This is a genomic window from Streptococcus sp. SS-4456 (assembly GCF_036680365.1).
In the GTDB taxonomy this organism is placed as follows: domain Bacteria; phylum Bacillota; class Bacilli; order Lactobacillales; family Streptococcaceae; genus Streptococcus.
The window spans coordinates 1-11,791 of the sequence record NZ_JAVIHI010000053.1 but is presented as its reverse complement, the minus strand read 5'-3'; the positions used below and the strand labels follow the sequence as shown (position 1 = coordinate 11,791).

The window sequence follows — 11,791 nt, the reverse complement described above, 5'->3', positions numbered from 1 at the left end:
ATTATAGGTCATATGGGACTTTTTTTCTACACTCAAAAAGGCTCCATAATCTCCACGGTGGATTTACCCACTACAGAAATTATAGAGCCTATAATAGGAGTATTCGCATTGTGAAAAGGAGATAGGATGGCAGAAAAAAGATTGGGAACCTTGATAACTTTAGTTGCAGGGATAGCTTGGGGACTTTCGGGGGTAAGTGGGCAGTATTTAATCGGACGAGGCATGTCTGTACAGTTGATTACCTCCATGCGCTTGATGGTTTCAGGTCTTGTTTTGCTCGGTCTGTGTGCTGTGACAGCCAGGAGAAATTTGCTGGCACTCTTGAAAAATGGACGCGCTGTGCTAGCTGTATGTTTCTTTGCCTTGTTTGGTCTAGCCCTCAATCAGCTGGCCTATTTACAGGCTATTGCTTATACAAATGCGGCAACGGCAACAGTTCTCCAATACCTCTGCCCTATCTTAGTGCTAGCCTATTCCTGCTTGAAGGATAGGCAAAGACCGACAGGGGTAGAAGTGATTTCGATTGTCTTGGCAATTGTAGGAACCTTTTTTATTGCGACCCATGGACAGTTGACGGAACTAGCGATTACCCCGCTTGGTTTAGCCTGGGGACTTTTCTCAGCCCTGACCTATGCTCTCTATATTATCCTACCTGCCCAAGTCATTGACCAGTATGGTAGTTTGTCGGTTATTGGTCTGGGGATGTTGATGGGAGGGCTGATGGTTACATTTGGTTTACAGACCTGGCAAGAACCCCTTCAATTAGATAGTGGAAGTATGTTTGGCTTAGTGGGGATTGTTGGTGTCGGGACCATCTTTGCCTATACAGTCTTTCTCAAGGGGGTTACCATGGTCGGCCCGGTCAATGCCAGCTTGCTAGCTTCTATTGAACCTGTTGCTTCCATTATTTTTGCAGTGTGGTTGGTTAACGAGGTCTTTACGAGCATGGATTTAGTTGGTATGGTTTGTATTCTACTAGCAGTTCTGCTGATTTCGCTAAAGGATTTTTTGATTACCGAAAAGAGTATTGGTTAATATACTCTTTTTTGATATACTAAAGTAAAAAACATAAGAGGAAATTGCAATGATAAAAGAATTTTGTTCGGAAAACCATATAGATGTTGCTAAAGCTATCTCAATGGGGGCCCAGCGGATTGAACTCTGTGATAATTTAGCAGTTGGGGGAACGACTCCGAGCTATGGAGTGATTAAACAGGTTTATCAACTGGCTCATGAGAATGAAATCACAGTCATGACCATGATTCGCCCTCGTGGAGGCAATTTTTGCTACGATGAGGCAGAGATTGAGATGATGGTGGAAGACTGTAAGATTGCCAAAGAACTAGGCTCAGATGGCTTAGTATTTGGTGTTTTAACAGAGGATAATTGGCTGGATCAAGTCGCTTTGGAGCGCTTGTTTGCTGTGTCGCAGGGTTGCCAAATTGTTTTTCACATGGCTTTTGATCAAATCCCTCGCCAACGTCAATTTGAAGCCATTGATTGGCTGGCAGCCCATGGAGTGACTCGGATTTTGACAAGAGGCAGTTTGACGGGGTCTGCCTTAAACAATGTCGATTGGTTGCAGGAGCTTGTTTCCTACGCCCAAGGTAAGCTTGAAATCTTAATTGGTGGTGGCTTGACAGTGGACAATGTGCCTGAATTACTAGAAAAAATACCTGTAGACCAGGTGCATGGGACCCGTTTGTTTTGGTAAAGGTGAATTACTTGTATTCGTATACTTACTGTAAATATGTAATAAAAGTTGAAAAGGTTTACATTTCTCCCTTATATTGTTACAATAAGAATATCAAGTATACGGGGGAAGAAATCTATGACAATTATTGAAAGAGCTGATAACTTAGAGCGTATCACCTTGCCAGAAGGTTACTATGAAACTCTCGCTCAATATGTTCAAGCTGGGAAAACAGGTTTTGATTCGGAACTGGAAAAACTGGGTGAGCAGGGGCTAGACATCAATGTCTACAAGGGTTCTGAGCAAGATAGAAAGGTTATTCTGGAAGATATAGAGAATTTGCCACAAGAAATCCGTGAAGAGTTAGCTCGCTTTGCTGCGAATTTGCTCAATCCACTGCGGGAACAGCTGGGAACTGTAGCTGTGGAGGTCAGTGATTTGGCCTTGGATTATGCGGTTAGTTTGGCTCAATCCTTGAGTAGCTCCCTCCGTTATCACAACTATGATAGTCTTATTGCTATTGCTCAAATCAAGGGTGTCGAACCCAAAGGCAAGGACTGTCTAGCCTTTTCAGAATATCGAGAGGCTTATACGCTCTATGATGCCAAAAAATTGGTTTACAAGGCTCTAACTTGGCGCCTCTTTGATGACAGTCATGCAGATTATGGCCATGCGACGACGATTTTAGGCATGGATGAGGATGATTCTGGTGTTGAGGAAATTGGATTTGCTTTTTCAAAATACTCGCTGGATATTGATTGGTTGTTGACCCACATGATTTTCATTCCTAAGGATTGGATTTTAGAAAGCAAATAGGTTCGTAGAATAGGCACTCGGCTCCACCGGGTGTTTTCCTTTTGGCTATCTATTCGCCTTTTTCCTAGAAAAATGGTATAATTATCTGATAAAAATCTTTGGAGAAGTCCGTGACATTAGAAAATTATATGCCAGATTTTGCCTTGGAAAAGGCCTATGATGTGACAGTTGACAGTTTGAAAAAACAGGGTATCAAGGTGGTCTTTGTCGATTTGGACAATACCTTGATTGCTTGGAATAATCCCGATGGTACGCCAGAGATGCGCCAGTGGTTACAGGATTTACAGGCCGCAGGCATTCCCGTTGTGGTGGTTTCCAACAACAAATATGAGCGGGTCAAACGAGCAGTTGCACCTTTTGGGATTGAATTTGAAGCCTTCGCACTCAAGCCTTTCACCTTTGGAATTAACCGCGCCTTAAAACGCTTTGATGTTCAGCCGCATGAGGTGGTTATGATTGGGGATCAGTTGATGACAGATATTCGGGCGGCTAAGCGAGCTGGGCTCAAGTCTGTGCTGGTCAAACCTCTGATTCAGACGGATTCTATCAATACGCAGATTAACCGTTGGCGTGAGCGACGGACCATGAAAAAAATCATCGCTAAGTATGGAGCGATAGACTACAAGAGGGAGATGTAAGTGGAAGAATTATTTTGTATCGGCTGTGGTGCCCAGATTCAGACGCAAGACAAGGCTGTCGCTGGATTTACACCTCAATCAGCCCTAGAAAAAGGCTTGGAAACAGGGCAACTCTACTGCCAACGTTGTTTCCGTTTGCGCCATTACAATGAGATTTCAGATGTCAATATCTCGGATGACGATTTCTTGAAACTCCTCCATAGCGTAGGAGAAAGTGATGCCTTGGTGGTCAATGTCATTGATATTTTTGACTTCAATGGTTCGGTCATACCAGGCTTGCCTCGCTTTATTTCTGGAAATGACGTGCTTTTGGTCGGCAACAAGCAGGACATTTTACCCAAGTCTGTCAAGACAGGCAAGGTTACTCAGTGGTTGACCGAGCGGGCGCATGAAATCGGTATGCGACCAGTTGATGTGGTCTTGACTTCTGCCCAAAACAAGCAGGCCATCAAGGATTTGATTGAAAAGATTGAACAACACCGTAAGGGACGGGATGTCTATGTGGTCGGTGTGACCAACGTTGGAAAATCAACCTTGATTAACGCTATTATTCAAGAAATCACAGGGGACAAGGATGTCATAACGACTTCACGTTTCCCTGGAACGACGCTGGATAAGATTGAAATTCCTTTGGATGATGGTTCATACATCTATGACACGCCAGGAATTATCCATCGTCATCAGATGGCCCATTACTTGACGGCTAAAAATCTCAAGTACATCAGCCCTCGTAAGGAAATCAAGCCAAAGACCTACCAGCTCAATCCAGAACAAACCTTGTTCTTGGCTGGTCTGGGACGATTTGACTTTGTGGCTGGTGAACGCCAAGGCTTTACTGCCTTCTTTGACAATGAATTGCAGCTCCACCGAACCAAGTTGCAGGGAGCTAGCGAGTTTTATCAGAAACATGCGGGCTCACTTTTAGTGCCACCAACCAGCAAGGAATTGAAAGAATTTCCTGAATTGGTCCGTCATGAATTTACCATCAACGAAAAGACGGATGTGGTCTTCTCAGGTCTGGGTTGGATTCGTGTCAATGAAAAATCCAAGATTGCTGCCTGGGCACCTAAAGGTGTGGATGTGGTCATCCGAAAGGCGATTATTTAGATGTGCGTACTGGTTACATTTGTTAGCCAATAAATATAGAAACATAGGAAAAATAGATGTCATTAACTTCAAAACAACGTGCCTTTTTGAACAGTCAGGCACACAGTCTCAAACCCATCATTCAGATTGGGAAAAATGGTCTCAATGACCAGATTAAAACCAGTGTTCGTCAGGCGCTGGATGCGCGTGAATTGATCAAGGTGACCTTGCTACAAAATACGGATGAAAATATCCACGAAGTAGCTGAAATCTTGGAAGAAGAAATTGGTGTGGATACGGTCCAAAAAATCGGTCGCATCTTGATTTTATTCAAACAATCTAGCAAGAAAGAGAACCGTAAAATTTCCAAACAGGTCAAAGAAATCTAAGAAGGAGAGCCTATGGCTATTGAACTCTTAACACCCTTTACCAAGGTTGAATTAGAGGTTGAAAAGAAAGAAACCAATCGCAAACAAGTGGGGATTTTGGGAGGGAATTTCAACCCTGTCCACAATGCTCATTTGATTGTGGCAGACCAGGTCCGTCAACAGTTGAAGCTGGATGAAGTCTTGCTCATGCCAGAATTCATTCCGCCGCATGTGGATAAAAAAGAAACCATTGACGAATACCATCGCTATTCCATGCTCAAGATGGCTATTGCAGGTATTGACGGCTTGGGGATTGAAACCATTGAACTAGAACGCCGTGGTGTCAGCTATACCTACGACACCATGAAATTGCTGAAGGAGAAAAATCCTGATACGGATTATTATTTCATCATCGGTGCAGATATGGTAGACTACCTGCCAAAATGGCATAGGATTGATGAATTGGTCCAGTTGGTGCAGTTTGTTGGTGTCCAGCGCCCTCGTTACAAGGCAGGGACGTCCTATCCGGTTATCTGGGTAGATGTGCCCTTGATGGACATTTCCTCCAGCATGGTGCGTAGTTTTATCAAGCAAGGACGGGTGCCGAATTTTATGGTGCCTCATGAAGTTCTGGACTATATCGAAGAAAAAGGACTTTACCAATGATTGCAGCAGATTTGACATTTGACCGTCAGGCTCTTTTGGAAAAAATCCGTGTAGCCATGAAGCCAGCGCGCTTCCAACATGTCTTGGGTGTGGAGCAGGCGGCGCTTGCCTTGGCAGACCAATATGACTGTGATCCCCAAAAAGCCAGTCTGGCAGCACTCTTGCATGATTATGCCAAGGAAGAGGAAGACCAAGTCTTTCTGGACTTGATTGCAAAGTATGATTTGGACAAGGACCTGCTCAACTGGGATAATAACATCTGGCACGGTGTGGTTGGCGCCTATAAAATCGCAGAAGATTTTGGTTTGGAAAATGAGGAAATTTTCCAAGCCATTCAACGACACACCATTGGTGCTGGGCAGATGACCTTGCTGGACAAGGTTCTCTATGTGGCGGACTACATCGAACCCAATCGGGATTTTCCTGGGGTGGACGAGGCGCGTCGTATCGCAAGAGAGTCCTTGGACAAGGCAGTAGCCTATGAAACTGCCCAAACCATTTCTTACTTAGCCAAGAAGGGAATTCCCATTTATCCACAAACCTTGGAAACCTATAATGGCTATGTTTCTTATTTGAAGGAGTAGGGATGATTACATTAAAACCTGTGGATGAGATTTCCTATCAAGCTGTCTTGGACTTGACAGTAGCCGAGGCAGATAAGGTCTTCGTGGCTCCCAACGTGCGTTCCTTGGCAGATGCCTGGTTATATAGAGAGAACGGTGATGTTTTCCCCTATGCCATCTGGGCAGATGAGCAAGTGGTTGGTTTTGCCTTGATTGATATTGATGAGGACATCCAGCAGTATATGCTCTGGCGGTTTATGATTGGTCAAGAATTTCAGGGGAAAGGCTATGGCCAGGCGGCTTTGGAGGTTGTAATAGCAATGGCTCAATCACATCCTGTCTGCGACCATTTGATTGCAGCTTATGTTAAGGGCAATCAGAAGATGGCTCATCTCTTGGAGAAAAATGATTTTGTCTTGGATAGTGAAGAAGAAAGGGAATTGGTCTTCCGTTTGGAAACGCCTGGTGTTAAGCTATGAAATCTGCATTGCTAGTCATTGACATTCAGAACCTTCTAGTGGAGGAAAAACCTTATGCTATCGCCGAACGGCTGACTCTCTGGCAGGATAGCCTTGTTCAAGCCCGTCAAGCGGGGCTAGAGGTCATCCATGTCCGCCATCATGACCAGGAATTGGTCAAGGGGACTGCTGACTGGGAGATTCACTCAACTGTTGCACCCTTAGCCAGTGAGAAGATTTTCGATAAGACCTTTAACAGTGCCTTCAAGGAAACAGGGCTTCATGCTTATTTGCAGGAAAAGGGAATTGAGCAGCTCATCATCATGGGCATGGCGACCAATTTTTGCATTGATACGACGATTAAAGTAGCTTTTGAACTAGGCTATGAGGTAGCTGTGCTTCAGGACGGAACGACGACAGGTTATTCAGGCAAATTGGATGCCAAAGACTTGATTGACCACTACCAAAACATCTGGTCATGGAATTTTGCCCAGGTGGATAGATTAGAAAATATAATTAGAGGATAAGATGAAAGAACTAGATTTAGTAAAAGTTGTGGTTCAGGCTGCTGATGACAAGCGAGCTGAGGACCTTGTTGTAATTGATGTTCAAGGCGTGACCAGCCTGACAGACTACTTTGTGATTGCCAGCTCTATGAACAGTCGCCAGTTGGAGGCTATTGCGGAAAACATCCGTGAAAAGGTAGCGGAAGTCGGAATCAAGGGGAGCCGTGTAGAAGGCGATAGTAACGGTGGCTGGGTTCTTTTGGACCTTGGAGGCCTAGTCGTTCATATCTTCTCAGAAGAAATGCGTGACCTCTACAACCTTGAAAAATTATGGCATGAAGGCAGCTTCTTGGAAGTCGCAGACTTTTTAGAAGAGGAATAGTGAGAGTGGACGAGAACTTGACTGGTCAAAAAGGGTTCGTCAACAACTCAAAACTATGACTTCTTGAATACAGCATGAGTTAATGAAGCAGTCGATTGGCTGCTTTTTATGAAAGGAAAATATGGCAACTTATGAAACATTTGCGGCGGTCTATGATGAAATCATGGATAACAGCTTGTATGATAAATGGACAGATTTTAGCTTGCGGAACTTGCCACAAGACACCAAGACAATTTTAGAATTGGCCTGTGGGACAGGGATTCAGGCTGTACGTTTTGCTCAAAAGGGTTATGAGGTGACAGGGCTTGACCTGTCCTATGAAATGTTGGAATTGGCCCAGAAAAAAGCAGAAGTAGCTGGGGTCATGATGGACTTGGCCAAGGCGGATATGCTGGAACTGGAAGGTGTGGGAGATTTTGATGCGGTGACCTGTTACTCGGACAGTCTGTGCTATATGTCGGACCAAGAAGCCGTTTTGCGGGTTTTTGAAGGGGTTCACTCTGTTCTTAATCGAGGCGGTACTTTCCTTTTTGACGTTCACTCCATCTATCAAATGGAGGAGGTCTTTGCAGGCTATAGCTACCATGAAAACTACGAGGATTTTGCCTTTGTCTGGGACACCTATGAGGGTGAGCATGAGCATTCCATCGTTCATGAATTGACCTTCTTTGTCAAAGATGAGGACAGTCAAGAGGAGCGGTTTATCCGTCGGGATGAAGTGCATGAAGAGCGGACTTATCCGATTGAAACCTATGTGGAATTATTGAAAGAAGCTGGTTTTACATCTGTGGAAGTCTTTGCGGACTTTGAAGATCAAGCACCGACAGAAACAAGCCAGCGGTGGTTTTTCAAGGCGGTCAAGGCATGATTTCAGGGATAATAGCAGAATACAATCCTTTTCACACGGGGCATAAGTACCTGCTGGAACAGGCCGAGGGGCTGAAAATTGTGGTTATGTCTGGCAATTTTATGCAACGGGGTGAACCAGCCATTGTGGATAAGTGGACACGGGCTCAGATGGCTTTGGAACACGGGGCAGATCTTGTTGTCGAGATGCCCTTTTTAGTCTCGGTCCAGTCGGCTGACCATTTTGCCAAGGGAGCAATCAGCATTTTACACAAGCTGGGTGTGGAAAAACTGGTTTTCGGTACGGAAGAAATGCTGGATTATCAGAAAATTGCGGATATCTATGTGGATAAGTCGGAAGAGATGGAAAAATTTGTGAAAAACTTGCCAGATAATCTCTCTTATCCACAGAAGACCCAGGCCATGTGGCAGGAGTTTGCAGGCTTGACTTTTACAGGTAATACACCCAATCATATTCTGGCTCTGGCTTACGCCAAGGCGGTGGCAGGGACAGGCATCCAACTCTATCCTGTTCAGCGGCAGGGAGCTGGTTTTCATTCGGAAGAGGTGGAAACAACCTACGCCTCGGCGACGGCTATCCGAAAAGGTGCTGACCAGCTGGACTTGGTTCGTGACTTTTTACCGTCTGCCAGTCTCTTTGAAGAGGCGACCAAGGTAAGCTGGAGAAACTATTTTCCTCTGCTCCGCTACCAGATTGCGACCCATCCAGATCTCAGTCAGGTCTTTCAGGTCAACGAAGAACTAGCCAGTCGTATCCGCTCTGCTATTGGGAGCGCAGCGACCGTGGAGGAGTTAGTGGAAGCTGTTGCGACTAAACGCTACACCAAGGCGCGGGTGCGGCGGGTGCTGACCTATATCCTGGTCAATGCGGTGGAAACTCCCTTACCAGAAGCAGTTCATGTCTTAGGCTTTTCAACTCGAGGTCAGGCCTATCTCAAGCAGGTCAAGGAGCGAGTGGGCTTAGTGACGCGGATCGGCAAAGAGCCCTGGGACAGCCTGACCCAGCAGGCGGATGTGGTCTATCAACTCGGCGCTGACGCAATGGCAGAGCAGACCTATGGTCGCGTGCCGGTGAGGGTGGAGTGAGATGAGGGAAAAATTATTTTGTATTCTAGAAAATGATAACGATAGTTTATTGTCACGTTGCTATAACTTAATAGTGTTATTTGCAATAGTGGTTAGTTTGATTCCTTTGATGTCTAAGCATACGAATTCTTTTCATTTGTTAATGGATTATATTTCGACGGCTATTTTTTGCTTGGATTATCTTTTTAGAATACTAACAGCTGATTTCAAATTGCAAAAAGGAAAACTATCATTTCTGTTCTACCCATTTAGCCTATTAGCCATAGTGGACTTATTGTCCATTTTACCGACTTTTTTATACTTTAATAACAGTCTTCGATTATTGAAAATTGTACGGATGGGGCGAGTACTTCGAGTTTTCAAAGTTATCCGCTATTCAAAAAACATTCAGATTTTGACGAATGTTTTGCAAAATCAAAAAGAGTCATTATTGCTAGTAGCAAGCCTGGCTGTTGGTTATATTTTCTTTACTGCTTTATTGATTTTTTCGGTTGAGCCTAATACTTTTGAAACATTTTTTGATGCAATTTATTGGGCGACCATATCATTAACTACTGTTGGCTATGGTGATATATTTGCAACAACAATACTAGGAAAAATCATTACAATGTTTTCTTCGATAATTGGAATTGCGATTGTTGCTCTACCTGCGGGGATTATTACGGCTGGCTATATGAATGAAATTACAAAGAAGGGATAAAAAATTCATTCTTCCCTTGACTCTCACCTTACGTTATCCCTTATACTGGGCATAGAGAGGAGATTTCTATGAGCGAAAATTGGACAGTTAAGCAGGTCAGTCAGTTGACAGGATTGACGGTGAGGACCTTGCACCACTATGACCAGATTGGTTTGCTCAAACCAGCATTTGTGGCTGAAAATGGTTATCGCTACTATAATCAGGAGAATTTGGCTCGTCTGCAAGAAATTCTCTTATTTCGTGAGTTGGATTTTCCTCTCAAAGACATTCAGCAGCTTCTGGACGTGACGGAAGTCAATCGTCAGCAGGTCTTGCGGGACCATATCACCCTTTTAGAGCTTAAAAGGGAACGGCTGGATCGCATCATCAATCACGCCAGATTGCTCACAGAAAAAGGAGGAGAAGTCATGGATTTTCACGCATTTGACAGCAGTCAACTAGAAGCCTACAAGGTGGAGGCCAAGGAGCGTTGGGGGAATACCGCGGCCTATGCCGAGTTTGAAGAGCGCTACGATGCTAGCAAGGACAGAGTGTTTGCTCGAGAGATGCAGAGCATTTTTGAAGCTTTTGGAAAAATGCAGAGCCTGGAAGCAAGTCATCCAGATGTACAGGTTCAGGTAGCTACTTTACAGGCCTATATCACAGAAAACTTCTACACCTGCACCAAGGAAATCTTGCAGGGGCTAGGTCTCATGTATGTTGAGGACGAGCGATTTTCAGCCAACATTGACCGAGCAGGTGGACCAGGCACAGCAGCCTTTGTCAGTCAAGCTATTGCGATTTATTGCCAAGAATAAATAAGGAAAGTCTAGTGAGAACTAGGCTTTTTTTGGTATACTAGATGAAGCTAGAAAATAAGGAGACACCCCATGATTCAACCTATTATGAAAGACATTTTCTTCCTGCAGCAGAAGTCTGAGCCTGCGACTCAGTTAGATGTGCAGGTCGGTCAAGATTTGCAGGACACTTTAGCCGCTAACGCTCACGCTTGTGTGGGCATGGCGGCCAATATAATTGGCGTCAAAAAGCGGATTATCATCGTCAACATGGGCTTCACCAACCTGGTCATGTACAATCCCGTCCTCATCAGCAAGGCCAAACCCTATCAGACCGAGGAGGGCTGCCTGTCGCTGGAAGGTACTCGTCCGACCACTCGCTATCAGGAGATTGAAGTGGAGTTTTTTGATGCTTCGTGGAAAAGGCAGAGCCTAAAGCTGACAGACTTCCAAGCCCAGATTGTTCAGCATGAACTAGATCATTTGGAAGGGATTATCATCTAGTAGTTTCTAAATCTACCGTCAGGTAGATTCAGATTGAAGACAAAGTCCTTGGAACACAAGTTTCCAAGGGCTTTTCTTTGTGCAAAGTCGTATAAAAGAGCTAAGAAGAGTTGTGAGGTATTTCCTATGTTTCGCAAAGAAAAATCAGATTATAATCGACGCCAATATGGTTTCTATACGATGGAAGAATTAGTCCCAGAGGATCACTTTCTTCTACAAGTGGACTCAGAGGTTGATATTGACTTTGGCATGTTTAAATATCAAAAAAATGGTGAAATGGACAGCGAATATCCCTTTTTATTTTGTTCTAAATCCGGTTTTTGGTGGAATAACAGATGATAAAGCAAATAATTTCGAAAATACAACAAAAAGACAAACGCCAAAAATGACGTTTATCTATGTTCTGGAACTTTGTATTGACTATAGTATGATAAAGTGTTATAATAACTACTGTATAGGTTGATATACAAAGGGCATGGACCTAATCCATTTACTTAAATAAGAAAGGAAATATAGGTGATGGAAAATATCGTTGTTTCAATTTTTCGTGTTGAAAGTGAGGCTTTTCAAGCATTTTCAGAATTAAAACAATTTCGCACGTTGTCAAGTCAAGTGCAACAAGTTCATTGATAACTAGAGTTCCAGAGGTTAAGTTGTTTGGGCTAGCCCAAACAGGAATTTT

At 44.0% G+C, this 11,791-nt stretch carries 17 protein-coding genes and 1 pseudogene; 17 read left to right on the top strand and 1 reads right to left on the bottom strand.

What is annotated here, in order from left to right:
- Positions 1-126: 126 nt before the first annotated feature.
- The 17 genes from RFK25_RS10555 (at position 127) to RFK25_RS10475 (ending at position 11,448) form a co-directional block, all read left to right on the top strand.
- Entirely contained in the window at positions 127-1,035 is a 909-nt protein-coding gene (locus tag RFK25_RS10555) for a DMT family transporter (RefSeq protein ID WP_332413364.1), read from the top strand.
- A 49-nt stretch (positions 1,036-1,084) separates the two neighbouring features.
- Positions 1,085-1,714 (top strand): copper homeostasis protein CutC, encoded by a 630-nt coding sequence (locus RFK25_RS10550; protein ID WP_332413362.1) that lies wholly within the window; start codon positions 1,085-1,087, stop codon positions 1,712-1,714.
- Positions 1,715-1,831: 117 nt separating this feature from the next.
- A complete protein-coding gene (locus tag RFK25_RS10545; protein ID WP_332413360.1) occupies positions 1,832-2,509 on the top strand; it encodes an SEC10/PgrA surface exclusion domain-containing protein in 678 nt (225 codons plus the stop codon).
- Positions 2,510-2,619: 110 nt separating this feature from the next.
- Positions 2,620-3,147: a YqeG family HAD IIIA-type phosphatase gene (locus tag RFK25_RS10540; protein ID WP_105118579.1), complete on the top strand. Its 528-nt coding sequence runs from the start codon at positions 2,620-2,622 to the stop codon at positions 3,145-3,147.
- Positions 3,148-4,254 (top strand): ribosome biogenesis GTPase YqeH, encoded by a 1,107-nt coding sequence (yqeH, locus tag RFK25_RS10535; protein ID WP_332413359.1) that lies wholly within the window; start codon positions 3,148-3,150, stop codon positions 4,252-4,254. It begins immediately after the preceding gene.
- Between the two features lie 56 nt (positions 4,255-4,310).
- The gene (gene yhbY / locus RFK25_RS10530) at positions 4,311-4,622 is read left to right on the top strand and encodes a ribosome assembly RNA-binding protein YhbY (protein ID WP_004195298.1); all 312 of its coding nucleotides are present in this window, start codon (positions 4,311-4,313) and stop codon (positions 4,620-4,622) included.
- Between the two features lie 12 nt (positions 4,623-4,634).
- Positions 4,635-5,267 (top strand): nicotinate-nucleotide adenylyltransferase, encoded by a 633-nt coding sequence (locus RFK25_RS10525; protein WP_024381740.1) that lies wholly within the window; start codon positions 4,635-4,637, stop codon positions 5,265-5,267.
- Positions 5,264-5,851, top strand: coding sequence for a bis(5'-nucleosyl)-tetraphosphatase (symmetrical) YqeK (gene yqeK / locus RFK25_RS10520; protein WP_332413358.1), 588 nt, complete (start codon positions 5,264-5,266; stop codon positions 5,849-5,851). Before RFK25_RS10525 ends, yqeK begins: the two co-directional genes overlap by 4 nt.
- A 2-nt stretch (positions 5,852-5,853) precedes the next feature.
- Entirely contained in the window at positions 5,854-6,309 is a 456-nt protein-coding gene (locus RFK25_RS10515) for a GNAT family N-acetyltransferase (protein ID WP_332413356.1), read from the top strand.
- Positions 6,306-6,815 carry a cysteine hydrolase family protein gene (locus tag RFK25_RS10510; RefSeq protein WP_332413355.1) on the top strand — a complete coding sequence of 170 codons (510 nt, stop codon included), beginning with the start codon at positions 6,306-6,308 and terminating at the stop codon, positions 6,813-6,815. Before RFK25_RS10515 ends, RFK25_RS10510 begins: the two co-directional genes overlap by 4 nt.
- A gap of 1 nt (position 6,816) precedes the next feature.
- Positions 6,817-7,176 (top strand): ribosome silencing factor, encoded by a 360-nt coding sequence (gene rsfS, locus RFK25_RS10505; protein WP_172088114.1) that lies wholly within the window; start codon positions 6,817-6,819, stop codon positions 7,174-7,176.
- 121 nt (positions 7,177-7,297) lie between these two features.
- Positions 7,298-8,044, top strand: a complete 747-nt coding sequence (locus tag RFK25_RS10500) for a class I SAM-dependent DNA methyltransferase (RefSeq protein WP_332413353.1) — start codon at positions 7,298-7,300, stop codon at positions 8,042-8,044.
- On the top strand, positions 8,041-9,129 hold the full coding sequence (locus RFK25_RS10495) for a nucleotidyltransferase (protein ID WP_332413352.1): 1,089 nt from the start codon (positions 8,041-8,043) through the stop codon (positions 9,127-9,129). Before RFK25_RS10500 ends, RFK25_RS10495 begins: the two co-directional genes overlap by 4 nt.
- Before the next feature lies 1 nt (position 9,130).
- Positions 9,131-9,829, top strand: a complete 699-nt coding sequence (locus RFK25_RS10490) for an ion transporter (RefSeq protein ID WP_332413350.1) — start codon at positions 9,131-9,133, stop codon at positions 9,827-9,829.
- Positions 9,830-9,897: 68 nt separating this feature from the next.
- Positions 9,898-10,626 carry a MerR family transcriptional regulator gene (locus tag RFK25_RS10485; RefSeq protein ID WP_332413349.1) on the top strand — a complete coding sequence of 243 codons (729 nt, stop codon included), beginning with the start codon at positions 9,898-9,900 and terminating at the stop codon, positions 10,624-10,626.
- Between the two features lie 72 nt (positions 10,627-10,698).
- Positions 10,699-11,109, top strand: coding sequence for a peptide deformylase (locus tag RFK25_RS10480; RefSeq protein WP_332413348.1), 411 nt, complete (start codon positions 10,699-10,701; stop codon positions 11,107-11,109).
- Between the two features lie 126 nt (positions 11,110-11,235).
- A complete protein-coding gene (locus tag RFK25_RS10475) occupies positions 11,236-11,448 on the top strand; it encodes a hypothetical protein (RefSeq protein ID WP_172096563.1) in 213 nt (70 codons plus the stop codon).
- A 151-nt stretch (positions 11,449-11,599) separates the two neighbouring features.
- Here the strand turns inward: RFK25_RS10475 and RFK25_RS10470 are convergent.
- Positions 11,600-11,791: pseudogene (locus tag RFK25_RS10470) on the bottom strand (hypothetical protein); the annotation flags it as partial.

Coding starts and splice junctions, on each gene's coding strand:
- RFK25_RS10555 (WP_332413364.1), top strand. CDS start 127: ATGGCAGAAAAAAGATTGGGAACCTTGATAACTTTAGTTGCAGGGATA.
- RFK25_RS10550 (WP_332413362.1), top strand. CDS start 1,085: ATGATAAAAGAATTTTGTTCGGAAAACCATATAGATGTTGCTAAAGCT.
- RFK25_RS10545 (WP_332413360.1), top strand. CDS start 1,832: ATGACAATTATTGAAAGAGCTGATAACTTAGAGCGTATCACCTTGCCA.
- yhbY (WP_004195298.1), top strand. CDS start 4,311: ATGTCATTAACTTCAAAACAACGTGCCTTTTTGAACAGTCAGGCACAC.
- RFK25_RS10525 (WP_024381740.1), top strand. CDS start 4,635: ATGGCTATTGAACTCTTAACACCCTTTACCAAGGTTGAATTAGAGGTT.
- yqeK (WP_332413358.1), top strand. CDS start 5,264: ATGATTGCAGCAGATTTGACATTTGACCGTCAGGCTCTTTTGGAAAAA.
- RFK25_RS10515 (WP_332413356.1), top strand. CDS start 5,854: ATGATTACATTAAAACCTGTGGATGAGATTTCCTATCAAGCTGTCTTG.
- RFK25_RS10510 (WP_332413355.1), top strand. CDS start 6,306: ATGAAATCTGCATTGCTAGTCATTGACATTCAGAACCTTCTAGTGGAG.
- rsfS (WP_172088114.1), top strand. CDS start 6,817: ATGAAAGAACTAGATTTAGTAAAAGTTGTGGTTCAGGCTGCTGATGAC.
- RFK25_RS10500 (WP_332413353.1), top strand. CDS start 7,298: ATGGCAACTTATGAAACATTTGCGGCGGTCTATGATGAAATCATGGAT.
- RFK25_RS10495 (WP_332413352.1), top strand. CDS start 8,041: ATGATTTCAGGGATAATAGCAGAATACAATCCTTTTCACACGGGGCAT.
- RFK25_RS10490 (WP_332413350.1), top strand. CDS start 9,131: ATGAGGGAAAAATTATTTTGTATTCTAGAAAATGATAACGATAGTTTA.
- RFK25_RS10485 (WP_332413349.1), top strand. CDS start 9,898: ATGAGCGAAAATTGGACAGTTAAGCAGGTCAGTCAGTTGACAGGATTG.
- RFK25_RS10480 (WP_332413348.1), top strand. CDS start 10,699: ATGATTCAACCTATTATGAAAGACATTTTCTTCCTGCAGCAGAAGTCT.
- RFK25_RS10475 (WP_172096563.1), top strand. CDS start 11,236: ATGTTTCGCAAAGAAAAATCAGATTATAATCGACGCCAATATGGTTTC.